Origin of the sequence: Mesorhizobium sp. BR115XR7A, assembly GCF_020165315.1 — a bacterium.
Taxonomy (GTDB): domain Bacteria; phylum Pseudomonadota; class Alphaproteobacteria; order Rhizobiales; family Rhizobiaceae; genus Mesorhizobium; species Mesorhizobium australicum.
Map to the genome: position 1 here is coordinate 375,921 of NZ_JAIUHW010000004.1, position 21,492 is coordinate 397,412.

General features: G+C 61.6%; 27 protein-coding genes and 1 pseudogene. 12 read left to right on the plus strand and 16 right to left on the minus strand.

The features are described 5' to 3' along the window. Nucleotides 1-25: 25 nt before the first annotated feature. The 5 genes from LB557_RS11260 to LB557_RS11280 all read right to left on the minus strand — a co-directional run bounded on the left by LB557_RS11260 (nt 26) and on the right by LB557_RS11280 (nt 3,878). On the minus strand, nt 26-457 hold the full coding sequence (locus LB557_RS11260; RefSeq protein ID WP_023771244.1) for a hypothetical protein: 432 nt from the start codon (nt 455-457) through the stop codon (nt 26-28). Between the two features lie 213 nt (nt 458-670). After that, complete coding sequence (locus LB557_RS11265) at nt 671-1,420, minus strand: metallophosphoesterase (RefSeq protein WP_140617525.1); 750 nt, start codon at nt 1,418-1,420, stop codon at nt 671-673. Next, a complete protein-coding gene (locus LB557_RS11270; RefSeq protein ID WP_015319124.1) occupies nt 1,413-2,222 on the minus strand; it encodes a hypothetical protein in 810 nt (269 codons plus the stop codon). Before LB557_RS11270 ends, LB557_RS11265 begins: the two co-directional genes overlap by 8 nt. A 288-nt stretch (nt 2,223-2,510) precedes the next feature. Further along, complete coding sequence (locus LB557_RS11275; RefSeq protein WP_015319125.1) at nt 2,511-3,113, minus strand: general stress protein; 603 nt, start codon at nt 3,111-3,113, stop codon at nt 2,511-2,513. 21 nt (nt 3,114-3,134) lie between these two features. Next, nucleotides 3,135-3,878, minus strand: a complete 744-nt coding sequence (locus LB557_RS11280) for a DUF4142 domain-containing protein (protein WP_015319126.1) — start codon at nt 3,876-3,878, stop codon at nt 3,135-3,137. A 218-nt stretch (nt 3,879-4,096) separates the two neighbouring features. Here LB557_RS11280 and LB557_RS11285 point away from each other — a divergent pair, with 218 nt between their 5' ends. Then, a complete protein-coding gene (locus tag LB557_RS11285; protein ID WP_224595357.1) occupies nt 4,097-4,384 on the plus strand; it encodes a DUF982 domain-containing protein in 288 nt (95 codons plus the stop codon). A gap of 72 nt (nt 4,385-4,456) precedes the next feature. Beyond that, on the plus strand, nt 4,457-4,774 hold the full coding sequence (locus tag LB557_RS11290; RefSeq protein WP_224643606.1) for a hypothetical protein: 318 nt from the start codon (nt 4,457-4,459) through the stop codon (nt 4,772-4,774). Nucleotides 4,775-4,802: 28 nt separating this feature from the next. Here the strand turns inward: LB557_RS11290 and LB557_RS11295 are convergent, their stop codons facing one another. Genes LB557_RS11295 through LB557_RS11310 form a run of 4 tightly spaced genes read right to left on the minus strand, consistent with a single transcriptional unit; the run spans nt 4,803 to nt 7,118 of the window. After that, nucleotides 4,803-5,135, minus strand: a complete 333-nt coding sequence (locus LB557_RS11295; protein WP_140715355.1) for a hypothetical protein — start codon at nt 5,133-5,135, stop codon at nt 4,803-4,805. Nucleotides 5,136-5,137: 2 nt separating this feature from the next. Continuing rightward, nucleotides 5,138-5,497: a hypothetical protein gene (locus LB557_RS11300; RefSeq protein WP_015319130.1), complete on the minus strand. Its 360-nt coding sequence runs from the start codon at nt 5,495-5,497 to the stop codon at nt 5,138-5,140. Beyond that, a complete protein-coding gene (locus tag LB557_RS11305; protein WP_140724288.1) occupies nt 5,497-6,717 on the minus strand; it encodes an NRAMP family divalent metal transporter in 1,221 nt (406 codons plus the stop codon). The genes LB557_RS11300 and LB557_RS11305 overlap by 1 nt, the downstream gene beginning before the upstream one ends. Beyond that, nucleotides 6,714-7,118 carry a hypothetical protein gene (locus tag LB557_RS11310; RefSeq protein WP_140715510.1) on the minus strand — a complete coding sequence of 135 codons (405 nt, stop codon included), beginning with the start codon at nt 7,116-7,118 and terminating at the stop codon, nt 6,714-6,716. Before LB557_RS11310 ends, LB557_RS11305 begins: the two co-directional genes overlap by 4 nt. Nucleotides 7,119-7,428: 310 nt before the next feature. Here LB557_RS11310 and LB557_RS31605 point away from each other — a divergent pair, with 310 nt between their 5' ends. Continuing rightward, nucleotides 7,429-7,563: a hypothetical protein gene (locus LB557_RS31605; RefSeq protein ID WP_263484678.1), complete on the plus strand. Its 135-nt coding sequence runs from the start codon at nt 7,429-7,431 to the stop codon at nt 7,561-7,563. Nucleotide 7,564: 1 nt separating this feature from the next. On the opposite strand, the gene LB557_RS11315 is transcribed toward LB557_RS31605, so the two are convergent. The 4 genes from LB557_RS11315 to LB557_RS11330 all read right to left on the minus strand — a co-directional run bounded on the left by LB557_RS11315 (nt 7,565) and on the right by LB557_RS11330 (nt 9,064). After that, entirely contained in the window at nt 7,565-7,792 is a 228-nt protein-coding gene (locus LB557_RS11315; RefSeq protein WP_015319133.1) for a hypothetical protein, read from the minus strand. 246 nt (nt 7,793-8,038) lie between these two features. Continuing rightward, a complete protein-coding gene (locus LB557_RS11320; RefSeq protein ID WP_015319134.1) occupies nt 8,039-8,257 on the minus strand; it encodes a hypothetical protein in 219 nt (72 codons plus the stop codon). Nucleotides 8,258-8,576: 319 nt separating this feature from the next. Further along, the gene (locus LB557_RS11325; protein ID WP_224643599.1) at nt 8,577-8,801 is read right to left on the minus strand and encodes a hypothetical protein; all 225 of its coding nucleotides are present in this window, start codon (nt 8,799-8,801) and stop codon (nt 8,577-8,579) included. Next, on the minus strand, nt 8,798-9,064 hold the full coding sequence (locus LB557_RS11330) for a hypothetical protein (protein ID WP_015319136.1): 267 nt from the start codon (nt 9,062-9,064) through the stop codon (nt 8,798-8,800). Before LB557_RS11330 ends, LB557_RS11325 begins: the two co-directional genes overlap by 4 nt. Nucleotides 9,065-9,418: 354 nt before the next feature. Between LB557_RS11330 and LB557_RS11335 the strand changes: the two are divergent. From LB557_RS11335 to LB557_RS11345, 3 genes and pseudogenes are all read left to right on the plus strand, one after another. Next, a pseudogene (locus LB557_RS11335) lies at nt 9,419-10,205 on the plus strand (SDR family NAD(P)-dependent oxidoreductase). Between the two features lie 124 nt (nt 10,206-10,329). Next, on the plus strand, nt 10,330-11,508 hold the full coding sequence (locus LB557_RS11340; protein WP_140617532.1) for a zinc-dependent alcohol dehydrogenase: 1,179 nt from the start codon (nt 10,330-10,332) through the stop codon (nt 11,506-11,508). A 126-nt stretch (nt 11,509-11,634) separates the two neighbouring features. After that, nucleotides 11,635-11,874 (plus strand): hypothetical protein, encoded by a 240-nt coding sequence (locus tag LB557_RS11345; RefSeq protein WP_015319139.1) that lies wholly within the window; start codon nt 11,635-11,637, stop codon nt 11,872-11,874. Nucleotides 11,875-11,897: 23 nt separating this feature from the next. Here LB557_RS11345 and LB557_RS11350 read toward each other — a convergent pair whose 3' ends face one another. Both LB557_RS11350 and LB557_RS11355 read right to left on the minus strand, forming a co-directional pair. Further along, entirely contained in the window at nt 11,898-12,245 is a 348-nt protein-coding gene (locus LB557_RS11350) for a response regulator (protein WP_245262903.1), read from the minus strand. A gap of 20 nt (nt 12,246-12,265) precedes the next feature. Further along, a complete protein-coding gene (locus LB557_RS11355) occupies nt 12,266-15,376 on the minus strand; it encodes a CheR family methyltransferase (RefSeq protein ID WP_140724282.1) in 3,111 nt (1,036 codons plus the stop codon). Nucleotides 15,377-15,459: 83 nt separating this feature from the next. Between LB557_RS11355 and LB557_RS11360 the strand changes: the two genes are divergently transcribed. Next, entirely contained in the window at nt 15,460-15,702 is a 243-nt protein-coding gene (locus LB557_RS11360) for a hypothetical protein (protein WP_140617534.1), read from the plus strand. Between the two features lie 4 nt (nt 15,703-15,706). After that, the gene (locus LB557_RS11365; protein ID WP_015319142.1) at nt 15,707-16,303 is read left to right on the plus strand and encodes a response regulator; all 597 of its coding nucleotides are present in this window, start codon (nt 15,707-15,709) and stop codon (nt 16,301-16,303) included. A 144-nt stretch (nt 16,304-16,447) separates the two neighbouring features. Here the strand turns inward: LB557_RS11365 and LB557_RS11370 are convergent, their stop codons facing one another. Next, a complete protein-coding gene (locus tag LB557_RS11370) occupies nt 16,448-16,720 on the minus strand; it encodes a hypothetical protein (RefSeq protein WP_015319143.1) in 273 nt (90 codons plus the stop codon). 215 nt (nt 16,721-16,935) lie between these two features. Here LB557_RS11370 and LB557_RS11375 point away from each other — a divergent pair, with 215 nt between their 5' ends. Genes LB557_RS11375 through LB557_RS11390 form a run of 4 tightly spaced genes read left to right on the plus strand, consistent with a single transcriptional unit; the run spans nt 16,936 to nt 21,492 of the window. Further along, nucleotides 16,936-18,042, plus strand: a complete 1,107-nt coding sequence (locus tag LB557_RS11375) for an NAD-dependent epimerase/dehydratase family protein (RefSeq protein ID WP_015319144.1) — start codon at nt 16,936-16,938, stop codon at nt 18,040-18,042. Beyond that, nucleotides 18,039-19,118 (plus strand): NAD-dependent epimerase/dehydratase family protein, encoded by a 1,080-nt coding sequence (locus LB557_RS11380; RefSeq protein WP_224643598.1) that lies wholly within the window; start codon nt 18,039-18,041, stop codon nt 19,116-19,118. Before LB557_RS11375 ends, LB557_RS11380 begins: the two co-directional genes overlap by 4 nt. Beyond that, complete coding sequence (locus tag LB557_RS11385; RefSeq protein ID WP_140617536.1) at nt 19,115-20,407, plus strand: TIGR04295 family B12-binding domain-containing radical SAM protein; 1,293 nt, start codon at nt 19,115-19,117, stop codon at nt 20,405-20,407. The genes LB557_RS11380 and LB557_RS11385 overlap by 4 nt, the downstream gene beginning before the upstream one ends. After that, entirely contained in the window at nt 20,392-21,492 is a 1,101-nt protein-coding gene (locus LB557_RS11390; protein WP_224643597.1) for a glycosyltransferase family 4 protein, read from the plus strand. The genes LB557_RS11385 and LB557_RS11390 overlap by 16 nt, the downstream gene beginning before the upstream one ends.

Here is a 21,492-nt window from a genome sequence, read left to right on the forward strand (position 1 = left end):
GACATGCAACGACCTCCCCTTGGTCTCACCGCATCAAGCACCGCCTCAGGAACGCAAAGAGCCTGTTCCCGCTGATCGTTGCACGGACCCGAGCTGCGGCCCATCGGGCTTTCATGGTGGCACCGACGTGGCAATCACAGACAATGTCGTGGAGTTGCCAGTCGCTCAATTCGAAGAAGCGCTTTGCCTCGCCGTATGTGTCGTCCCCCAGCCCCGATGCACGCAAGATCGGGTCTTCGAAGGCAACCGCGAGTGCCGATCCTTCCCCACGTGCGATGGCCCGTGCTTCAGGACGCAAATGTTCCGTGCCGGTTAGCGCACCGAGGCATCGTTCGGGATTTTGCTCGAGAAGTTCAGCCCAACGCGCGATGCGTTCATTACGTGTCATTACCGAAAACGGCGCCAGCGGCTCAATCCTGGCGACGGTTTGGAGCTGGTCGAGTGTCTGATGTTTCATGGTCGGCTCCTGTCTGAGAGGGAGAAGCACCCACGCCTTCTGAAGAAATTATCGCCCGGCAGGGCTTCGACAAGACGGAGGTTTGACGAATTCGCCGCTGGCGACGAACTCCAAAAATAATGTCGCGGGCAAACAACCGTGATCAGCTCGCACTATCGCGCCGCCACTTCCTGGCAGAGCGTTCCAACTGAATGCTCGCACGATGCCGTGGCGTCAGAGTTCCAGCAGGGCATAGGGGCGGCCGTTCGGTTTGGCCACGTGCATGGCGACGTTGTAAACCTTGGCGCCGCCGGGCGTTTGGCCTTCATAGGAGCCGCGATGCGCGTGACCGTGCACAACGGCGCTGACCTTGAACCGATCGATCGTCTCGGCAAGGCGTGAAGAGCCAAGAAACGGAAATATCTCCAGCGGTTCTCCCTCGACGGTCTCAGCGATCGGCGCGTAGTGGAGGACCACGAGCGTCCGCTTCGCCCGTACCTGGCGCATCGCGTTTTCGAGGCGCATTGCCTCGTTGACACTTTCCGAGACCATCGCCTTGATCGCGGGTTCGCCGAAGGAGCCGAGCATGCGCGATCCGAAGCCACCGACGAACCCTTTCACGCCGACGAAGCCGACCTCCTCGATTTCGACCGCATGGCCATCGAGAAGGTGAACATGCGCCTGGCGTAGGATGTTTGCGACGTCGTCCACCGCGCCGGATTCGTAGTCGTGGTTGCCGAGCACCGCCACCACGGGGATCGAGCAGTTGCGCAGGTCCTCGGCGAGCATCTCCGCCTCACGAGGCTTGCCGAGATTGGTGAGATCTCCCGTCAGGACGAGAATCTCGGCTTCCCTCGATATCTCGCCGAAGAGATCGCGATACGAGGTTCGGGGATCTTCCCTGACATGCAAATCCCCCATGGCAGCAACTCTGAGCGTCCCTGCGTTATCCTTCGGCGCGACGTTCTCCAGGCGGTCAGGCATCACGAAAATCTCCCACGCCGCCGACGCCGGCGAAGCCCCATTCCTTGACATCGATCTCGTAGTCGGTTTGCGACAGCAGCCGCCCGCGGCAGATCTTCATCCTGGGGGACGGCAATTGCCGTTGCTTGGCGAGGCGGTCGAGGAGTTCATCGAGGAGCCATGCCGGGATGTGATCGCGCTCGCTTGGGTAAATCCATCTGAAGTTGATGAGCTGCATCAGCAGGACCTCCCAATGAACCTCCAGATAGGAAAGCAGCCGGTGCCAATCTATCTGGTCGTGTGCCTTGAGGATCGTGTGGGCGATATCGGCGCCATCGTGCCGGCCCCTGTCTTGGATGAAGCATTTGGACCAGATGAGTTCGGTCGGGCCGATGATCCGTACGCGGCTGCCCAGCAACTCGGTCTGTCTGGCGTGCTCCAGCCATCGATCGCCAACAGGCATCATGCCGTTGGCCGATCCGAAGATGACGTCGAAGAAATGCCTGCCCTTGAACACCTTGCCAAGCCACCGGTCGTCCACGATTTCGACGGCATATCCAAGCTCCTTGAAATGGGCGAGGATCCGCGCGTAGTCACCGGCCTTGCAGAAGATATCGAGATCCTTGGTCTGGCGAGTGACGCCGGTATAGGCGCTTACCGCATAGGTTCCAGCGACCAGAAAGGGAATGTCCGTGGCGGTGAGCTCGCGGACGGCTTCCATGTAGAACACCTCCGCCCCGGCGTGCTTAAGCGTCGGCGCCGCCTTTGCATTGATCAACGGGAGCGAAACCAGGACGTCTTCGCGTGATCGATCGGTGGTCATCAATGATGGCTCCTAGCCGCCAACCGACAAGTCGGCCGCTGGGACAACAACGTCGACCCCTCCATGGTTCCGCCTTGCGGGCGGGGTCCGTTTCGTCATGGAGCGATCTGTTCTGAGCGGCGGTGATTCCGCTGGGAACATGGCTTCAAACGCGATCGAACCCAGCCCGATGCCCTCGAGATGGATTCGATGGTGCTTAAACGCCGCAAAGCGCCCCAGCATAGCGCGGCAAGATCGATTTCCGCGAACCTCGTCGCTGCGTGCCAGTCAAAGGAACGTGAGCCGCTTTCAGGGTCGATTGATTGCGCGTCCGCCGTCGCGATCGATCTCGCCCGGCACGTATTCGCCTGCATTGGCATCGAAGCCGGTCCAGCCGTCGGCCTCGTACGATCTGCGGCGTTCGGCCAGGTCCACCGATCGGGATTGCCCCAAAATCTGCTCGGCATTCGGCACGAGTTCGTCCTCCACCTTGGCCGTCACCAAGGTACCGCCGCGGCGTACACCTTCCGCATAGACGTGCGCATCGCGCTCGGGCACGCCCGATTCCGTCAGAGCGCCAATGATGCCGCCGGCCGCTCCACCGGCCACGGCACCGGCAACCGCACCGGCGGCGGTGGCGGCGAGCCATCCGGCCGCGACCACCGGGCCAACACCCGGGATGGCCATGACGCCAAGTCCCGTGAGCAACCCCCCGGCGCCGCCGATCACGGCTCCGATTCCGGCACCGCTGCCAGCGTCTTCAGCGGCCTCGGAACGATTTGCGTCGTACCAGTCATCCGAGTTGTTGGCGACGATGCTGATGTTGGAATGCGGGACTCCCGTCGCCTCAAGCTCGCCGACCGCATCGGCCGCGTCGTCATAATTGTCGAACAGTCCAGTTACGGTTTTCATGTGATTTCTCCTGATCCACGCTCACTTGCTTGCGGCAACCACGTTGCCCTGGTAGTCGACGCCAACGTTGAGGTTTTCGCCTCCCTTGGCCGCCTGGCCGCGCCAGATGCCCTGATCGTCCTTGGTCAGCTTCGACACGTTCGAATATCCGGCGTTCTCGATACGGCTCTTGGCCTGGGCTTCGGTGAAGCTGTTTGCACCAGGAACGAGGGCGGCGGCGTTGGGAGTATTGTCGGTCTTCACCGCCGGCGTTGTCGCTCCCGTAACGGAATCTTGCCCGGCGGCGATCTTTTCGATCGCCTGCTGGTGCATCTTCAGTGTGCCGACCGTTTGCTGGGCAAAAGTCTTGAGCGCGGCGTTGTCACCCCCGCTGGCATAATCCTCGAACAGCTTGACGGCTTCGTCATGCGCCTTGCGCTGCGCGTCGACATAGGCCGGATCAATCGGCCCCTGCGCGTTCTTGAGCTTATCCAGATCGCCCTGATGCTGAGCGTCGAGCGCTGAGGGCACCTTCAGTTTTTGTTCGCCGGCGACCGCTTGCAGCTTGGTGTTGGCGGCGCCGTGGTCCCGGATCATCATCTGGGCAAAATCCTTGATGCGCTGGTCCTGAGCCTTGCCCAAGGCAATCTGACTCGAGTCCACTTCGAACTTGCCGCCGACGGCAGCCTTGTCGACAAAATCCTGGGCGCTGTCGGCCGCGAAGGCAGGCATTGCGAGAACCGTGGAAGCAACCGCGAGGGATGCGAGAAGGTGTCGTGTTTTCATCGGCTTTGTCCTTGTCGGTGAGCGAATTTGCGCTGCGTCCTAACAAGCCAAGATGCGCTTTGTTCCGCTCTCCAGGCCCCATGCCGCTAGACCCGGCAGCGCCAGAAAACCATGGGTGGAGACGAGCGGCTCAAGCGTCGTTATTCCAAATTCCAAACGCCAGGTGCACTGGAACAAATCGACTGTCGCGGCGTTAGAGGCCGTCTGCGGAAGGCTCCGTGGAGCAACAGGCGAAGGTCTTGGAGGGGCGGGTGCGTACAGGCCATTTCAGAAAACCGATCGTTATTCAACCTGGCCGCATAGACCGCGACAGGGTTGTGGTCTCTGTGTCCGATGCCGCCGAAGTGCTGCTGCGGGACTGGCCAAAGCCGACGTCGGAAAGGCGTCTTGCCGCGATCAGGGCCTGCCTTGCGGTGATGCGTGGCGAAAAGCCTCCAAGGGTTGCACGACAGGCGTTCATTGTTGCGGCCAAGGACGCCAGGATTCTGCTCGGCGATCAAATCTAGTCGTTGGCGCTATGCGCACCACCGCTGCGGATTTGGCAGAGCCTGGTTCGAACGAGAGAGGTCAGTGCCAAGATGTCAATTCCTACACCGGCCTCTGCCAGAGGCGAGATCCAGGCGGGAGAGACGCAGGACAAAACGCCGGGCTTCGATCCTGCCGTTGCTCCGATGGAGACCGATGCCGAGGCGGCGGACACACAAAATCCGATCCCTACGGAGCCGCCACGTTCCCGCCGGCCGAAATTCGAAAATGACGCCAGCTTCGCCAACGCGATGCGGCCGGTCGAAGGCGAGCCGAAACCGCAGCCTCGCAGCAATTGGCCGCTGTTGGTCGTTGTAGCCGTCGTTTTGGTAGCGGCCGCGGTTTTTCTGGCGGCGAGCATGCTGCGGTGAAACGTCTGCGAGGAAGCGCGGCGACGGCCTATTCGCGAAGATCGGGTGCGCTCTTCATGCCGGAAAGTTCGGTCATCGGACACAGCAGCCGCGGCCGCGCCGGGTTAGAAATGTCGAGCTTGTCCCAAGGGATGCGGTATAGGCCATCGCGGCGGCGCAGCCGAAAGAGATCGAGCACGGCCACGCCTATGGCCGAGGCCGAAAGACGCTCGAAAGCGGCGTAGACGCCGACATGGAATTCGGTAACGACAAAATCGTCGCCATCCGGTTCGGCGCGGATTTCCTCGATGTAGCCGATGCTCTTGCCCCGCTGCGAAAGCACGCGTCGCCCAGCCAGATGTTCAAGATTGACGATGGTCATCATCAAGCTCCCGGAATGCGTCCGATGACATGATCGCGCAACCAGTCCTGCCAGGCGAAGATCGTCGTCCGACGCACATCGATATCGAACTCGATGTCGACGCCGATATCCTTCACCTTGTGCCAGGCGATCCGATGCGGCTCGCCATGGCGCTTGCCACCCAGCTTTGCCGCGAGTTGCGCCATCCATCGCCCCGGCCACGTGCCAAGGCGACGCGCCAAGGTGATGGAGCCGAGTTCGATCGCGACGATCCTTGGGGGCTTGCCCTGCCGCAATTCGGCCACCAGCCCATCGACCTTGCCGATTTTGACCTGGCGGCGGTCGACCACCTGCTTGTCCAGGAGATCACGCAGCAACTCCATCATGTGCCTCCGAATATCTGCAGCGGGATCGTCACCACGGCCAGCACAAAGCCGAGCGCGATGATGAAGATGACCGCGGCATTCGAGAGAATGCCGTTGCGATGCTCGCCGACGTAGCGTTCGTCGTTCAGCAGAAATAGGAATGGAACCACCGTTAACGGCAGGCTGGCCGCCGTCAGCGCCATGGAAAATATGGTGAGCCTCAACGGATCGACACCAAGCATGATCGGGATGGCCGCAAGCAACAACGATACCGTATACACGGCGCTGAAGCCTGGATTCTCGCGCGGCTTGCGGTCCTCGCCCCAGGTCCAGCCGAAACCTTGCGCTACGAGGTAAGCCTGCTGCAGCGCGACTTCGAGTGCAGCGCCGAAGCAGGCAATGGCGAGCGAGGCTACGAACAGGATGAAACCCCAGAAGCCGAATACCGGGATCAGCATCAACGGCATTTGGTGATAGTCATCGACCTGGTTGATGCCGTGCGTCGCCAGCACGAGAGCGGCCACGATCAACACGCCGATCGAAATAGTGCCGCCGAAGGTCATCCCCAGTCCCGCTATGGCTCGGTTGGCGCCGAGGTAGCTCTTGTCCCACTGGTCCTCGATAGCCCCCGAGGAATAGAACATGAACAGGTAGGGCGATATCGAGGCGCCGAGAATGCTGACCGCCATGAACCAGTAATTGGCGGTATCGTGGGCTGGCAGCGAAGGCACTGCGCCAGCCGCGACCGCCGTCCAATCGGGTTTCAGCATCACGGCCGCGACGACGAAACACAACGTCACCAGGCCCAGCATCGACACGCCTTTCTCGATGAAACCGAACGTGCCTTTCCAGAGCAGCAGCCATGCCAGAAAAGCCACCGGCAGAGCCCACCACTGGAAGCCTATGCCCGTGGCAAGTTCAAGTGCGATGGCAACGCCGCCGATCTCGGCGGAGAGCACCATGAGACTGAGCAGCAAGGTGGCAAGCAACGGCCACACAAAGACGTTGAAACCAAATCTCTCGCGGATGCCGTCGCAGATCGTGTGATGGCTCACCGCGGCGAACCGGCCGGCCATTTCCACCAGAAAGATGATGCAGATGGTGCCGAGGACCACGGCCCAGATCAACTGGAAACCGAAGGTTGCGCCCGCCTGCGCCGCCGTCGCCATCGATCCGACTTCGAGGAAGCCGCCAACGCTGGTAACCACGCCGAGCGATATTTCCACGAGCTTCTTCATGGCTTCGGCGCGAAATATCTGGCATAGGCGGTCGCCAGCGTGCGCGAGCCCCGTCGAAGATCCTGCTTTGCGTTTTGGACCTCCGCTCGATTGTCCGCCTGCAATCCCGCTTCGGCGCGAGCCACCGCGGCTGACAGATCCTTGACCGCTGCCGCCAAAGCAGATTGCTCGGCGGGTTCAGCCGTTCCGGCCGATCGGATTTGTGCCTCGGCGTCGGCCAGAGTCTTGCCGGTCGACCGCAGCGTGCCGGCTGTGTATGCGAACGGCGCCGCCCCATCCATCCAAGCATCGAGCATTACCGATACGGTCTGTGCCGCGGAGGCCGCCGTTTGTGATTGCTGCTCGATCTGGTCGGAGGACGAGCATCCCGCCAAGACGCTCGTGAGCAACAGCACGCACATACAACTCAGCCTGGGATAAGGGCCACTAAAGGTCAAAGCCGGCGTTTGGTGCGCCACGAGACTGGTCTCCCCGAGCCGATGGAAGTCGCGGTCGGCGTGAATTGATCTAGAGCGCCCGGTGTGCCGGTCAATCAAACGCCACCGCTCGGACAGGCGCCGACCGCGAGACATAAGGACCAACGACAGAGGCCCGCCGGCCACGAGACCCAATTCAAGCGGAACAAAGCATCGATTGTGGGATTGGAACACGGGAAGGTGGCGACCCGTCCTGATCATCGACGTGATGGACTGCTGCACAGAGGATTCGGCAATGCCTCGTCTCATAGTCTGGATAGCCATCGTGGCGGTCGTAATCATCGCGGCTTGGCTGTGGCTCGGCAGCCATAGAACGAGCAACGATAGCGGCAGCCAGCCCGCGCCCCACGCGATCGACCAGAACGGCTAATTCACTCCTGCTCTGTTGGATCTGCAGGGTTCTCGATCCTGTATTCGTGGACCAGGCCGAGAACCTGATTTCTCACTGTCTCGCGCGCTTCGGGCTGAATGAAAAGCATCAGCCGGTCGACGGTTTCAACGACCGGCCGCGGCAGGTCCGCTACCGCGTCGGTGAGCTCACTGCCATGTTCATACATGTTGTCCGTCAGCTTCTTGTCCAGATCGGAAAGGATACCCATCACCAAGCTCCATAGCTTTGCTCTCCATGCCGATAATGGTCAGTCCTGCGGAGATGTTCCGAGAAGCACGCAAGCTATGCGAAGCGCGATGGCAGAGCCAGACCGGGAAAACCAGCAACCAACCAGACCAGGAGCAGAAGGAACATCAGAAACAGTACGGTGGGATGACAGACAACGCGTTGAGCTGAAATGATATGAAAGACGGCGCCGTCGGTGCCCAAGTTGCGGCTGTTGGCTAGCCGTGAATCACTGCTGCCCCGGCATCTCGGTATTCTCCTTGGGATCTTTCTTGACCCCTGCAGCCGGTGAGGTGTCCGCCGGAGCGTTGCCGCCCTGGTTCTGCTCAGGCGCTCGTTTCAGGGGCGAGGTGCGCCACCCCACATCGACGTAGAGAAAGCCGATCAGGAAACCGACGATGATGACAGCGGCTATCACCAGCGAGAGTAGTGCGTTGCGTCGTTCCATCCTGCGGCTCCCTTCGCCTGCCGAACAGCCACTGACGAAAATAGTTCCACAGCCAGGTGGCACCGATGACGGGCACCGGCCGTCACCGCAGCAGCGAAGCAACGCAACGGGATCGAGCTCGGCCGGGTCGCGCCAGCGACGTGCGCTTCGCATGCTCCGGAACTTCAAGAAAGGGCGAAGTTTGGTGTTCGTATTCGAAGGGCGTGATGAAACTGCCGTTGCCGATCATGTCGAAACCAGACGCGGCGTCGCTTTGGATCTCATACGCGACTCACGACTCTCGCCGGTGTCACTACCCGGACAAGCAAAGGCACCAACCCTAACCACCAGTTGGCTTCGGTGATGCCGGCTGCGTCGGCTGGGTGCCTTGCTGGTCCCCGCCGGTACTGGACTGCGGTGTCGGATTGGTATCCGTTGTTGGATTCTTGTTCACCGGCTGGCTGTTCATCGTATCCGTCTTGGATTTGACGGGGTCGGCATTGTTGTTGCACGCCGCCAGGGCGAGCAACGCCGATGCCGACCAAATCAACCACATCGCTTTCATACTGACTTTTCCTGGATGAGTTCGGGTGAAGCAACCTGCAAGGGACCTATTCGATCGAACCGGATGGAAAGCCCTTGTTTGACGGCACTTTTAGCCAGCAAATGATCCAGCTCGCTATCGTCGATGGGGCTGCGAACCAGCTGACGAATGGCCTTGCACGCCAACTCGGTCGAGACGAAGTCATATCTCCTGCTTCTGGCGGATACATATTGTTCGACCAGCATCTTCACGCGCCTGAGCGCGATTTCATCGGCATATTGCATTTCGTTTCTCCTGCGCGCCGAACTGCCGAGTGTGTGGGTTGTTCCCAGCTGAACTCGAAACACGACCGCCAAGCTCATGAGAAAGCCCGCGCCTCCCGGCCGGGGAGCGCGCGGGCTGATCAGGCTGAGGGGAACCCGATCGCGCGGCGCCAAACAAGGGGAGCGACGACGCCGCACGACACCGAACCTGGATCGGCCTCAGTTGTTCCACTTCGTCATCTTCGCGTTGTTCGTGCCTGAACGCGCCAAGGGGGTCGACTGGCATGGCCCTTCGGCAGCCCGGCATTCGATCCGGTCCACGCGGAACAATCAGGGACCCCGCTGGTTCGGCCGGAACGAACTTCGGAGGACATGATGACCAACGCAAAGCTGGCCGTGGTGACGGGCGCATCGAGCGGCATCGGGAGGGAACTTGCCAAACTATGCGCCAAGGACGGCTATAACCTGGTCATAGCCGCCGACGAGCCCGCGGTCCAACAGGCGGCCGAGGCTCTGGCTTCGCATGATGTGACCGTTGAAGCCGTCGAGGCAGATCTGGCATCCGTCGAGGGCGTCGATCAACTCATTGCGCGGGTCGGCGATCGCGACATCGACCTTCTGTTCCTGAACGCCGGACGCGGCCTCGGCGACGGCTTTCTCGACCAGGACTGGCAGAAAGTTCGCCGGGTCATCGACACCAACATTACGGGCACGGTCTACCTGGCGCATGAACTCGGCGCCAGGATGGCACGCCGCGGCCGTGGCCGAATTTTGTTCACCGGATCGATTGCCGGCTTCATGCCCGGCACTTTCCAGGCGGTCTACAACGGCACCAAGGCGTTCATCGATTCCTTCTCGATCGCACTGCGCCATGAGATGCGGGACACCGGCGTCACAGTCACGGTGCTGATGCCCGGGGCGACGCAGACGCGGTTCTTCGAACGCGCCGAAATGATGGAATACCAGGGTCGGCACCGACGAGAAGGACAATCCGGCAGATGTCGCCAGAACCGGTTATGAGGCGATGATGGCGGGAGAGGAACAAGTGATCAGCGGCTGGAAGAACAAGCTGCAGGTCGCCGCCGCGCATATCACTCCGGCAGGTACGCTGGCCGAACAGCACCGCAAAATGGCCGAGCCGGGTTCACCGTCCAGGGACTGATCTCTTCCCGTCTGCGAACGCAGATCCTTTGCGTATCGCAAGGTAATCGTCGGTGGCGCCCACTTCGGCTGAATGAAAGCTGCATTTGCCGATACCTCAAAATAATCAACGCAGGAGCAACAGGATGAAAGCCCTCACATGGCACGGCAAAGGCGATATACGCTGCGATCAGGTGCAGGATCCGGCCATCGAGGATGACCGTGACGTCATCATCAAGGTCACCTGCTGCGCCATTTGCGGCTCGGACCTGCATCTGATGGACGGCTACATGCCGACCATGGAATCGGGCGACGTGCTTGGACACGAGACCATGGGAGAGGTCGTGGAGGTCGGCCGCGGTCATTCCAAGTTCAAGAAGGGCGACCGCATCGTGGTGCCGTTCAACATTTCGTGCGGCGAATGCTGGTTTTGCCAGAAGGGGCTGTTCTCGCTTTGCGACCGGTCCAATCCCAATGCCAAGCAAGCGGCCGAGGTGATGGGACAATCGCCGGCCGGCCTGTTCGGCTATTCGCATCTGGTTGGCGGCTATTGGGGCGGCCAGGCCGAATATCTGCGCGTACCATTCGCCGATGTCGGCCCGATCAAGGTGCCGGAAGGCATGGATGACGAGCAGGTGCTGTTTCTTTCCGACATCTTTCCGACCGGCTACATGGCAGCGGAAAACGCCGGCATCGAGCCCGGCGACACGGTCGCGATCTGGGGCTGCGGTCCGGTCGGCCAGTTCGCCATCCAGAGCGCATGGATGCTCGGCGCCGGTCGCGTCATCGCGATCGACAAGGTTCCGGAACGACTGGCCATGGCTCGCGAACATGGCAAGGCCGAGACACTCGATTTCAGCAATTCAAATATCTACGACGCCCTGATGGCGATGACCGATGGCCGAGGGCCGGATCGCTGCATCGATTGCGTGGGTACCGAAGCCGATGCCGGCGCCAGTGCAGACTCCATGCTCGACAAGGTCAAGGCGGCTGCCTTCCTCGGCACCGACAGGCCACATGTGCTGCGCGAAGCAATCTACTGTTGCCGCAAGGGCGGCACCATTTCGATCCCCGGCGTGTATATCGGCCTCGTCGATCATATCCCCTTTGGCGCCGCGATGAACAAGGGCCTGACGTTCCGTATGGGCCAGACCCACACGCAGCGGTATCTCGAACCGCTTTTGGCCAAAGTCCAGACCGGCGAGATCGACCCGTCCTTCGTGATCACGCACAGGGCCGGCCTTGAAGCCGGGCCCGATCTCTACAAGACGTTTCGCGACAAGCAGGACGGCTGCATCAAGGTGGTCATGCGGCCGCATGGGTGAGCCGTTCATCGGCACGAGAACCGTTTCGTCTTCGCTCGTGCCTTCCCCTTCATAGCGCCGTCGCGGTCGCGGAACTTTCAATCGTGCCGATGATTGAAATCGTTTCGTGCAAGGAAAGGAACCATCATGGCCAAGGAAGATTCTGCCTCGAAACCCGCCGTCCGGTCACCCAACGCCGAGGGCCTGCCGCACCCAAGGAGGGATGCCAGCGACACGGATGCCGGTGCAAAACCGCTGACGCCAAAGACCGCGGGCGCGTCGCGCCCGTCAAGCGTTCCATTGGACAATCCGGTCGCCAACCGAAATGCCGGTCGGCCACGCCAGGCGAGCACCACGCCCCGGCCCACCGACAAGCCGCTGGATTGATCGCGACAGGCTAGCTCTTTGGATCACGGTTTCTTGGCGCGAAGCGATGCCAGGTCGGCCACGGCAGTGAGGATGGCCGCTTCGCTTGCGGGTTTTGCCACGAATTTGCAGTTTCGGAACCGGGCGGGAAGATCGCCCCGCCCATATCCCGTTACGAACGCGAAAGGAGTGCCGCGAGTCAGCAATATCTCCGCGATCGGCAGGCTCGTTTCGGCGTTCAGTTGAACGTCCAGCAACGCCATGTCGACCTTATCGGCCTCGACCAGCCGAAGTGCTGCGGCAACGGACGAAACAGGCCCGACCACGGGATAGCCCGCCGCACGCAGATCAGATGCGACGTCCTCCGCGATCAGCCACTCGTCCTCAACCACCAGAACGCGCGGTCTGTCGCTCACGGCGCGTCCTTGTGGTTTGCCGAAAAAGCGATCTGGACCTCAAGACCTTCCTTGTGGAAGGAGGTGTCGACCTGGCCCCCGAGCCTGTAGCCGATTTCCCCCTTCAACAGGTTCAGGCCAAAGCCGTTGTTCAACGGCTCCTTGACCGGGGGGCCGTCCTTTTCGCGCCAGCCAAGCGTGAAATTATCGCCGTCCATCGCCCATCTGACACCAATCCTTCCTCGAGGCTTGGACAGGGCGCCATACTTGGCCGCGTTGGTTGCCAGTTCATGGATGGCCATACTGAGGGAAAGCCCCTGTTGCGGGCCGAGTCTAACGTCGTCGCCATCGAGTTCGATCCGTTCGATGCCGAACGGCTCGAGTTCCTGGTGGAGCAGTTCCTTGACCGAAGCTTCTTTCCACCTCTCGCGGGTCAGCAATCCGTAGGCCCGGGACATGGCATGCAGCCGGCCGATCAAGGCCTCCGCGAACTCTTCTTTCGTATCCGAACTGTCCCGCGTCCGGTTGGCGATGCTGGCGATCACCGCCAGCATGTTCTTGACGCGATGGTTGAGCTCCGAGATGAGCACCTGCTGATGCTCTTCCGCCCGCGCCAGGGTGGTGACGTCGACCAGTGTCACCACGACGCCCTGTATCCTGTTGCCCTTGTCCCGATAGGGATTGATGCGGACCATGTGAAACAGGCCCCTGGAATCGCGCGCAAGATGGTGGTTCAGGGTCTCGCCGGTCTCGAACACCTTGTCGATGTGCTGCTTCAACTCGGGATAATCGAGTTGGCTCGACAGATCCGTCAGCGGTCGGCCGACGTCGGAGGGGCGCAGACTGAAGAAGGATGAGGCCGCCGGCGTGAAGGTCCGCACCACAAGACTGCGGTCGAGAAAAATGGTCGCGATGTCGGTGCTTTCGAACAGATTGCGCAGATCGCTGTTGGCGTGATCGAGCTCTTCTATCTTGCTGGTCAACTCCGCGTTGATCGTGTTGAGCTCTTCGTTGAGCGACTGCATCTCTTCCTTGGACGCTTCAAGTTCCTCGTTGGTGGATTGCGCCTCTTCGTTGACGGAGACGAGTTCCTCGTTCGACGATTTCACCTCTTCGAGGGCCGTCTCGTATTCCTCTATGGTGGATTGAAGGCGCTCTCTTGTGTCGCGCAGTTCCCGCTCAAGATCGGCGGTGCTGTCGCTGTCACGGCCGCCACCGTCCTCATCGGATCGGGCCTGGGTCGGGCCCGACGGCTCGAAGAGGACAAGGTAAAGCGGCTCACCATTGCCCCTCTCGGCCAGGGGTTCGATGGTCAGCCTGATCGGTTGGACGCGTTCGTCGTCTTCCTCGACGGCGAGATTGTCCCGCACAACAGTGCGGCGTGTCGTCGTCGCCTCCCTCAATGCGGCGCGCAGGTCCAGGCGAAGCCCGCGGCGCGCCATCGTCAGCAACTGCCGGCTGGGGATGCCTTGCGGCGCTTCGAGGTATCTTCCGGTCCTCGCCGAATAGTAGACGACGTCGCCTTCGGCGTTGACGAGGACATGCGGCGGCGCGAACCGCTCCAGCACCTGCGCCTCGACAGCCTGGCGCAGCGGATAGCCGACCGTGCCCTTCTTCAAGCCGGCGGTTTCGGCGGGAAAGACGCCGGAATGGACATCCCCGATCAGCGCCGGCAGCCTGATATGTGGCGAGGCATGCTCCCGTGCTTGGAAGAGGCGATGTTTCTTGTCGACGGTGGCGAACAGATTTTCGTGCTGCCCGACGCTTTCGGACGTGCCGAGGAAAAGATAGCCACCCGGCTTCAGCGAATAGTGGAAGACAGGAAGAACGCGGCTTTGAATGGCTGGGCCGAAATAGATCAGCAGATTGCGGCACGAAACCAGATCCATGCGCGAGAAGGGCGGATCGCGGATGACGCTGTGCGGCGAGAAGATGCACAGTTCCCGGATCTCGTTGCTGATGACGTAGCTTTCGCCATCGCCGTTGAAAAACCGCTGTTTGCGCTCCGGGGAAAGACCCTGCATCAAGGCCTCGGGATAGCGTGCGGCGCGCGCCACGGCCAGGGCCGGCTCGTCTATGTCGGTGGCGAATATCTGGACGCGCGGAACGGCTGAAAGCGTTTCCATGTGTTCACGCAGCAGGATGCCGATGGAGAACACCTCCTCGCCGGTGGCGCAGCCGGGAACCCAGACCCTGACCGTATCGGTCGCGGTCTTGCCCTCGAACAGCCGCGGGATGATCTTTTGCTCCAGCAATTCGAAGGCATCGGGATCGCGGAAGAAGTTGGTGACATTGATCAGCAGATCGCGAAACAGGTTCATCACCTCGCGAGGGTCCTTCTTCAGCCAGTCGATATAGCCATTGATGGACTGTATCTGGGCGATCTGCATGCGCCGCTTGATGCGGCGCAGGAATGTCTTGGTTTTATAGCCTGAAAAGTCGTGGCCGGAGTGGCTGCGCAAAATGCCGTATATCTGTTCGCGGACCTTATCTATGTCGGCCGCATGGTCGTCCTCTTCGTTCGTCAGCCCGTCCAGCGTGTCGAAGCCCCTGGCGTAAGCCTCGAGCTTCGCCCCAATCTCCTCGGCGGGCACGGCAACATCGATGAGCCCGCTGGCAATGGCGCTCTGCGGCATGTCGGGATTGCGCGGACCATAGCCGTCCGGCGCTTGCGCGACGGTGAGCCCGCCCCGCTCCTTGATCGCCTTCACGCCCAGGGTGCCATCGGAATCACCGCCCGACAGAATCACGCCGACCGAGTATTCGCCCTGGTCGTCGGCCAGTGCGCTGAAGAAGATATCGACAGGTTTGCGCTCTTGGGTAAGCCCATTGGGGCGCCGCAGGTGCAGCACGCCATTCTCGATGACCAGAGTGACGTTTTCCGGCATCACATAGACGTGGTCGGGTTCGACGGCCACGCCGTCCTCGACCACCACGACAGGCATCTCGGTGTAGCGGTCGATGACCTCGTGAAGCAGGCTGTTGCGCTTGGGACTGAGGTGCGTGATGATCACGAACGCCATGCCGGGCCGGTCGGTGATGCCCTTGAAAAGCCCTTCCATTGCGGGAATGCCACCAGCGGACGCACCGATGCCGACGATGGGGAACTTGATTGATCGGGCTGTCACGGCTTGTCCCCCTTTCGCCCGACCGACATGAAGCCTCTCAACGTCGGATCGGACAGGACACAACCATATAGCGCGCAGGGAGGATGGAACAAGTCAGCAAGGATGACGTTGAACCCGATATCCATGGTGGTTCAATGACAAAACGCTCTGCTGGCCTGAAACTCCTGGCGCCAATGGTGCCGGGGGCGCCTGAATTAATCGAAGGTCTCGATGGGCCCATCCCGGATCGCATGCTGGTGCTTGCGAAACGGTTGCAAGCGGCGCTGGATGACAGGAAAGTGGAAGTGCCTTCTTTGCATCCTAAACTCCGTTCGAAGAAAGGATGACGACGTGCGCGATCTGCGGGGGTTGCATCTTCTGATTGTCGAAGACGAATGGTCGATGGCTGGAGATCTTGCGAGGTTTTTCAGCAACATGGGTGCTATCATTCTCGGGCCCGCCGCTACCGTCGAGCAGGCGTCTGAACATACCGATCAAGCCGAAGCTGCAATCCTGGACGTCAATCTCAACGGCCGACGTGTGTTTCCGATCGCCGACAAGTTGATGCGCCGCGGTATCCCCTTCGTATTCTTCAGCGGCGACAACGACATCGCCATCCCCGAGCATCTCCGTTACGCCAGCAATTTGCGGAAATCCTCGGGCAGCAAGGCTGTGTTCAATGCCCTTTTTCCGCCGCAGGCGTCCGAACAAGCGGACATCTCCGTGCCCTCCCCGCCAGACGACGTTTTCACCCTTTTGCCCAAACTGCGCCTCGCGGCGCGTCTTCTGCTGGGAGACGTCAACGCATCGGACCGGCTGGTCGAGAGGACACTCGAGCAAGCGATCCGGGACGTCGACCACCGGCAGCTTGGCCAGTCCACCGAAAACTGGCTCAACGACGTCATGCGAGAAGTGGCCAAAGCCCGCGGCGCAAAGCTGATGCATTGAATTCTCCTGGGCCGAGGCCAAGGCGCTTCCCTTGGGGGCTGCTGGATCACCTTTCTGGATCAGCGCCCGAAGCAATAGGGCAGTCGATTGTTCCAGCGACTTTCGAGATTTTCTGGGGCCCGCTGCATCGGCCGCCAGGCCTTCTTAACCTTTGCGATCGCGCTCGACGAATTTGTTGAAACGGCTGGATTTTCCGTCGCTGGTCTTGGCCTGATAAAGGAAGGCCAGATCGTTCTCGTCGAATATCCGGAAGAACTCGTCCCAATCGATGGGGTCGAATGCTTCCTCGGGCTCGCCAAAGTCGATCCGCAGGATGCCGCCCTCGCCCTTGGTGCGGACCACCGCCGGCCGGCCCTGCCGCTCCTCGGCCCATTTGCGAATTTCGTCGTGATTGGTGGTCGTCTGGGACTGCGACATTGAAATCTCCATTGATCATCGGCTTCGCCTTTCGGCGTCACGGCGGCTGTCGAGCGCCCTAACAGCATACCGGCGGCAATGTTCCCGCATCGCGGGCCGATGGTGTTGCGCTTGCTTTCAGGCGAAGCCCGCGAAGGGAACTTTGTTGAAGCACAGGGAACAAACCTTTTGCCGAAAAGTTCGGGGCGCCGAGGTCACTTGTCCGAGGAGTCGTCGTGAAACGCATATTGGTTACAGGAGGCTGCGGCTTCATCGGCCGCCACGTCACACAAGAACTCATCGCTCAGGATTATTCAGTTCGCATTCTCGACGCCCTGCTGGAGCAGGTGCATGCGGGTGAAGCGGTCGCGCTTCCCGCAGGTGCCGAACTGATCAAGGGCGACATTCGCGACCGCGAAGCCGTTGCCGAGGCGCTGGAAGGCGTCGACGCCGTCATTCATCTGGCGTCGGAAGTCGGCGTCGGACAATCAATGTACGAGATCGCGCGCTATGTCGGCACCAACGATCTCGGCACGGCGACATTGCTTGAAGCGCTGATCAAGCATCCGGTCGAACGGATCGTCGTCGCCTCCTCGATGAGCGTCTATGGCGAGGGCCTCTATGCCACGCCCGACGGCCGGCGCATCGACAATGCAAGGCGCAAGTCAAGCGACATCAAAAGCGGACAGTGGAATCCGCTGTCGCCGGAAGGCGAACCCCTTTCGCCGCTGCCGACGGATGAAGAAAAGCCGGTCGACCTCGCCTCGATCTACGCGCTGACGAAATATGCCCAGGAACGCGCCGTGCTGATCTTTGGCGAAGCGTACAACATCGATGCGGTCGCGTTGCGCCTGTTCAATGTCTTCGGTGCCGGCCAGGCGCTATCGAATCCCTACACCGGCGTGCTGGCCAATTTCGCTTCACGTCTCGCCAATGGCCAGCGGCCGATGATCTTCGAGGATGGCGAACAGAAGCGCGATTTCGTTCATGTGCATGACGTCGCCCGCGCCTTTCGCCTTGCGCTGCAGCAACGTCAGGCAAAGGGCCACGTCATCAACATCGGCAGCGGCCGCGCCTATGCGATCAGCGAAGTCGCGCGATTGCTGGCGGAAGCCATGGGAACCCCGAACCGTTCGCCCGAGCTGCTCGGCAAGGCGCGCTCCGGCGACATTCGCAACTGCTTCGCCGATATCTCCAAGGCACGTGAGCTGCTCGGCTTCGAACCCGCCCTGCAATTGGAGAACTCTCTCGGGGATTTCGTTTCCTGGGTGCGCAACACGGCCGCCGTCGATCGCGGCGCCGAAATGAAGCGCGAACTCGAAGAGCGCGGGTTGGTGTCATGAGCCCGGGCGCACGCAACCGACGCGAAGCGCCAGTCGCCATCGTCGGCGGCAGCGGCTTCATAGGATCAAACCTGGCCGACAGCCTGTTGTCGGATGGCGAGCCGGTGCTGGTGGTCGACAATCTCAGCCGTCCCGGCGTCGAACAGAACCTGCAATGGCTTGCCCAGAAACACGGTGGCCGCCTTACGGTCGAGACCATCGATGTGCGGGACGCCGATGCCCTGGCCCCGATTCTGATGAGATCCAAGGCGATTTTCCATCTGGCCGCGCAGACGGCCGTCACCACGAGCCTGGTCCGGCCGGACGAGGATTTCGACATCAACCTTCGCGGAACGTTCAACGTGCTGGAAGCGGCGCGGCTGAGCGGCGAGCGCATCCCGGTGATTTTCGCCAGCACCAACAAGGTTTACGGCAGCCTCCCCGACGTCGCGGTTCGCGCGGACGACGACCGCTACATACCTTGCGACAGCGCGATCCAGGCCGGCGGGATCGACGAGGCCCGCGGCCTCGATTTCTGCACACCCTACGGCTGCTCCAAGGGCGCGGCGGACCAATATGTGCTCGACTACGCCAAATCCTACGGCATGCCGACGGCGGTGCTGCGGATGAGCTGCATCTACGGACCGCGCCAGTTTGGAACCGAGGACCAGGGTTGGGTAGCGCACTTCCTGCTCAGCGCCCTGACGGGACGGGAAATCACCATCTACGGCGACGGCAGGCAGGTGCGCGACATCCTGCACGTCTCCGATGCGGTCGCCGCCTACAGGGCCGTGCTGGACGGGATCGAGATCACCAAGGGCCAGGCATTCAATCTTGGCGGCGGACCTGAAAACGCGCTCAGCCTGCGTATGCTGTTGAGCGAGATCCGCAGCCTGACCGGTCGCGAGCTCTCGGTCCGCCACGATGGGGAACGGACCGGCGACCAGCCCTTCTTCGTCGCCGATACCCGCAAGATCGAGACGGCGCTTGGCTGGAAGGCGCAGGTTGCGTGGCGTGAGGGCATTCGCGATCTCGCCGACTGGCTGCAGCGCCACCGGCTCGAGCCCCGCCCCGAAGCCGTGAGGTACGTCGCATGAGAATAGCGCTGGTCAACCCGTCCTGGACATATGACGACAGCATCTATTTCGGCTGCCGCCAACCGCATCTGCCGCTGGAACTCGGCTATTCGAAAGCCCTGCTCGAGGCGGCCGGCCATGAGGTGCTGATGCTGGACGGGCAATTGCAGAAGCTCGACAATTCCGGGCTCTGCGAACGCGTGGTTGATTTCGCGCCGGCAATGACGGTCGTCAGCACCGCGCCGACCTATCTGTTCTGGCGCTGCGCACCGCCGGAATTGCGGGTGCCGGCCGATTTCCTCAATCGCCTGGCCGGGCGTGGCGGACGCACGGTCGCGGTCGGGCCACATGGTTCGGCGACACCGGCGCCGACCTTGCGCAAGCTGGGCGTCGACATTGTCGTGCGCGGCGAATGCGAGGAAGTCGTCGCGGAACTTGCACGACGCGACGATTGGAGCGCGGTACCCTCAACCGCCTATCTGCGGGATGCCAAGCTGGTTTCGAACGGCGGCGTCCATTCCAGTTCGTTTGTCGATCACCCGCCGCTGGAATGGCCATCCGACTGGATTGCCGCCCATTCACACCACCATCACCGGTTCGATGACCAACAGCTTGGATTCGGCGCCGAGGTCGAGGCATCGCGCGGCTGTCCCTACAATTGCAGCTTCTGCGCCAAGATCGATTTCCGCGATGCCTATCGCCGCCGCAACCACGAAGCGGTGGTGACTGAAATCGATAGGCTGATCGCCCAGGGTGTCGGCTACATCTACTTCATCGACGAAATCTTCCTGCCCCAAAAAGCGTTGCTGGAGGCGTTGGTCGGCCGCGATGTGAAATTCGGCGTCCAGACCCGCATCGATCTGTGGAAACCCGAGTTGCTGGAACTGCTGGGCGCGGCTGGCTGCGTATCCATCGAAGCCGGCCTCGAAAGCCTGACGGTGGAAGGGCGGGCCATGCTGGCAAAGCGCTGCCGGCTGGGCACCGAGGAGCTTGCCGCGCTGCTGGTCAAGGCCAGACGCCACGTTCCCTTCGTCCAGGCCAATCTGATCGGCGTCGTCGAGGACGATCCTGCCCTTGTCGATCACTGGCGAGCCCACCTGATCGACAATGGCGTGTGGGCCAATGAACCCGTGCCGCTGTATCCATATCCGAGTTCGCCCAGCTATCGCGAGCTTTGGGGCGAACCCGACGACCTCGCCTGGGAGCGCGCCCATGATCATTACCTCGCATCGTTCCAGAAGTTCAGCGACATCCAGGAAAAGCGCCCGCGCCCGCTGGCGGAACTGGAGGCGGCATGTTGCGGACACTGACGCCACGCAAGCGCCGCATCCTGATGACCGTCGACGCCATGGGCGGAGTATGGCGCTATGCGCTTGATCTCGGCCGGGAACTGGTCAATGGCGGCGACAGCGTTGTGTTCGCCGGGCTGGGGCCGCAACCATCCAGGCAACAGGCCGAAGAGGCACGGTCCTTCGCGACGCTCATCTGGCTGAATACGCCACTGGATTGGATGACCCGCAGCGCCGGCGACCTCGACCGTCTGCCGCTGGAATTGCGTGCGCCGATACGCGACTACGCCATCGACCTTGTCCATCTCAACGGACCGACGCAGGCCGTGGGGTTGGACGCGCCTTGCCCAGTCATAGCCGTCTCGCATTCATGCGTGACGACATGGTTCCATTCCGTCAAGGGACAGGCGTTGGATAGCGCATGGAGCTGGCAGAAAGAGCGCAACAGGCGCGGCTTCGACAGGGCCGACGCAGTCATCGCCCCAAGCCGCAGCCATGCCGAGATGCTCGAGACCTGCTATGGCCCGATCGCACGCCTTCACGTCGTCGGAAATGCCGCACGCCCCGTCCCGACAGCAGAAACCCGCCAGCCGCTCGTCTTCGCTGCCGCCCGCTGGTGGGACGAGGGAAAGAATGTGGCGGTGGTCGACCAGGCCGCCTCGTTGACGCAATGGCCTCTCTTTACAGCCGGTTCAGTTCACGGCCCGAACGGCGAGCGCGCCACCGTCAACCATGCCGTTCCCCTCGGAGCACTGCCGCATGGCGAGGTGCGCTCCCTGATGGCCCGCGCCGGTATTTTCGTGTCCCCGTCGCTCTACGAACCGTTCGGTCTGGCGGCGCTGGAAGCGGCCATGTCGGCAACGCCCCTGGTGCTCTCGGACATCCCGACCTATCGCGAGTTATGGGACGGGGCCGCGATGTTCTTTGACGGTCGCGACCCGCATGATCTTGCAGCCTGCATCAATCGTCTTTCCAGCGATGCGGGGCATAGGCGAGAGCTCGGCCACGCCGCCCTCCGCCGAAGCCGCAGGTTCACTCTGGCGAGACAGGCAGCGGCCATGCGCGATGTCTACGAAAAGGCGGCGCTGGCCGTGGCGGAGCGCTGA

Excerpts from the sequence above, each read along its gene's own strand:
- LB557_RS11260 (WP_023771244.1), bottom strand. The coding sequence starts at position 457 with ATGAAACATCAGACACTCGACCAGCTCCAAACCGTCGCCAGGATTGAG.
- LB557_RS11265 (WP_140617525.1), bottom strand. The coding sequence starts at position 1,420 with ATGCCTGACCGCCTGGAGAACGTCGCGCCGAAGGATAACGCAGGGACG.
- LB557_RS11270 (WP_015319124.1), bottom strand. The coding sequence starts at position 2,222 with ATGACCACCGATCGATCACGCGAAGACGTCCTGGTTTCGCTCCCGTTG.
- LB557_RS11275 (WP_015319125.1), bottom strand. The coding sequence starts at position 3,113 with ATGAAAACCGTAACTGGACTGTTCGACAATTATGACGACGCGGCCGAT.
- LB557_RS11280 (WP_015319126.1), bottom strand. The coding sequence starts at position 3,878 with ATGAAAACACGACACCTTCTCGCATCCCTCGCGGTTGCTTCCACGGTT.
- LB557_RS11290 (WP_224643606.1), top strand. The coding sequence starts at position 4,457 with ATGTCAATTCCTACACCGGCCTCTGCCAGAGGCGAGATCCAGGCGGGA.
- LB557_RS11295 (WP_140715355.1), bottom strand. The coding sequence starts at position 5,135 with ATGACCATCGTCAATCTTGAACATCTGGCTGGGCGACGCGTGCTTTCG.
- LB557_RS11300 (WP_015319130.1), bottom strand. The coding sequence starts at position 5,497 with ATGGAGTTGCTGCGTGATCTCCTGGACAAGCAGGTGGTCGACCGCCGC.
- LB557_RS11305 (WP_140724288.1), bottom strand. The coding sequence starts at position 6,717 with ATGAAGAAGCTCGTGGAAATATCGCTCGGCGTGGTTACCAGCGTTGGC.
- LB557_RS11310 (WP_140715510.1), bottom strand. The coding sequence starts at position 7,118 with ATGTGCGTGCTGTTGCTCACGAGCGTCTTGGCGGGATGCTCGTCCTCC.
- LB557_RS31605 (WP_263484678.1), top strand. The coding sequence starts at position 7,429 with ATGCCTCGTCTCATAGTCTGGATAGCCATCGTGGCGGTCGTAATCATC.
- LB557_RS11315 (WP_015319133.1), bottom strand. The coding sequence starts at position 7,792 with ATGGGTATCCTTTCCGATCTGGACAAGAAGCTGACGGACAACATGTAT.
- LB557_RS11320 (WP_015319134.1), bottom strand. The coding sequence starts at position 8,257 with ATGGAACGACGCAACGCACTACTCTCGCTGGTGATAGCCGCTGTCATC.
- LB557_RS11325 (WP_224643599.1), bottom strand. The coding sequence starts at position 8,801 with ATGAAAGCGATGTGGTTGATTTGGTCGGCATCGGCGTTGCTCGCCCTG.
- LB557_RS11330 (WP_015319136.1), bottom strand. The coding sequence starts at position 9,064 with ATGCAATATGCCGATGAAATCGCGCTCAGGCGCGTGAAGATGCTGGTC.
- LB557_RS11340 (WP_140617532.1), top strand. The coding sequence starts at position 10,330 with ATGAAAGCCCTCACATGGCACGGCAAAGGCGATATACGCTGCGATCAG.
- LB557_RS11345 (WP_015319139.1), top strand. The coding sequence starts at position 11,635 with ATGGCCAAGGAAGATTCTGCCTCGAAACCCGCCGTCCGGTCACCCAAC.
- LB557_RS11360 (WP_140617534.1), top strand. The coding sequence starts at position 15,460 with ATGGAACAAGTCAGCAAGGATGACGTTGAACCCGATATCCATGGTGGT.
- LB557_RS11370 (WP_015319143.1), bottom strand. The coding sequence starts at position 16,720 with ATGTCGCAGTCCCAGACGACCACCAATCACGACGAAATTCGCAAATGG.
- LB557_RS11380 (WP_224643598.1), top strand. The coding sequence starts at position 18,039 with ATGAGCCCGGGCGCACGCAACCGACGCGAAGCGCCAGTCGCCATCGTC.
- LB557_RS11385 (WP_140617536.1), top strand. The coding sequence starts at position 19,115 with ATGAGAATAGCGCTGGTCAACCCGTCCTGGACATATGACGACAGCATC.
- LB557_RS11390 (WP_224643597.1), top strand. The coding sequence starts at position 20,392 with ATGTTGCGGACACTGACGCCACGCAAGCGCCGCATCCTGATGACCGTC.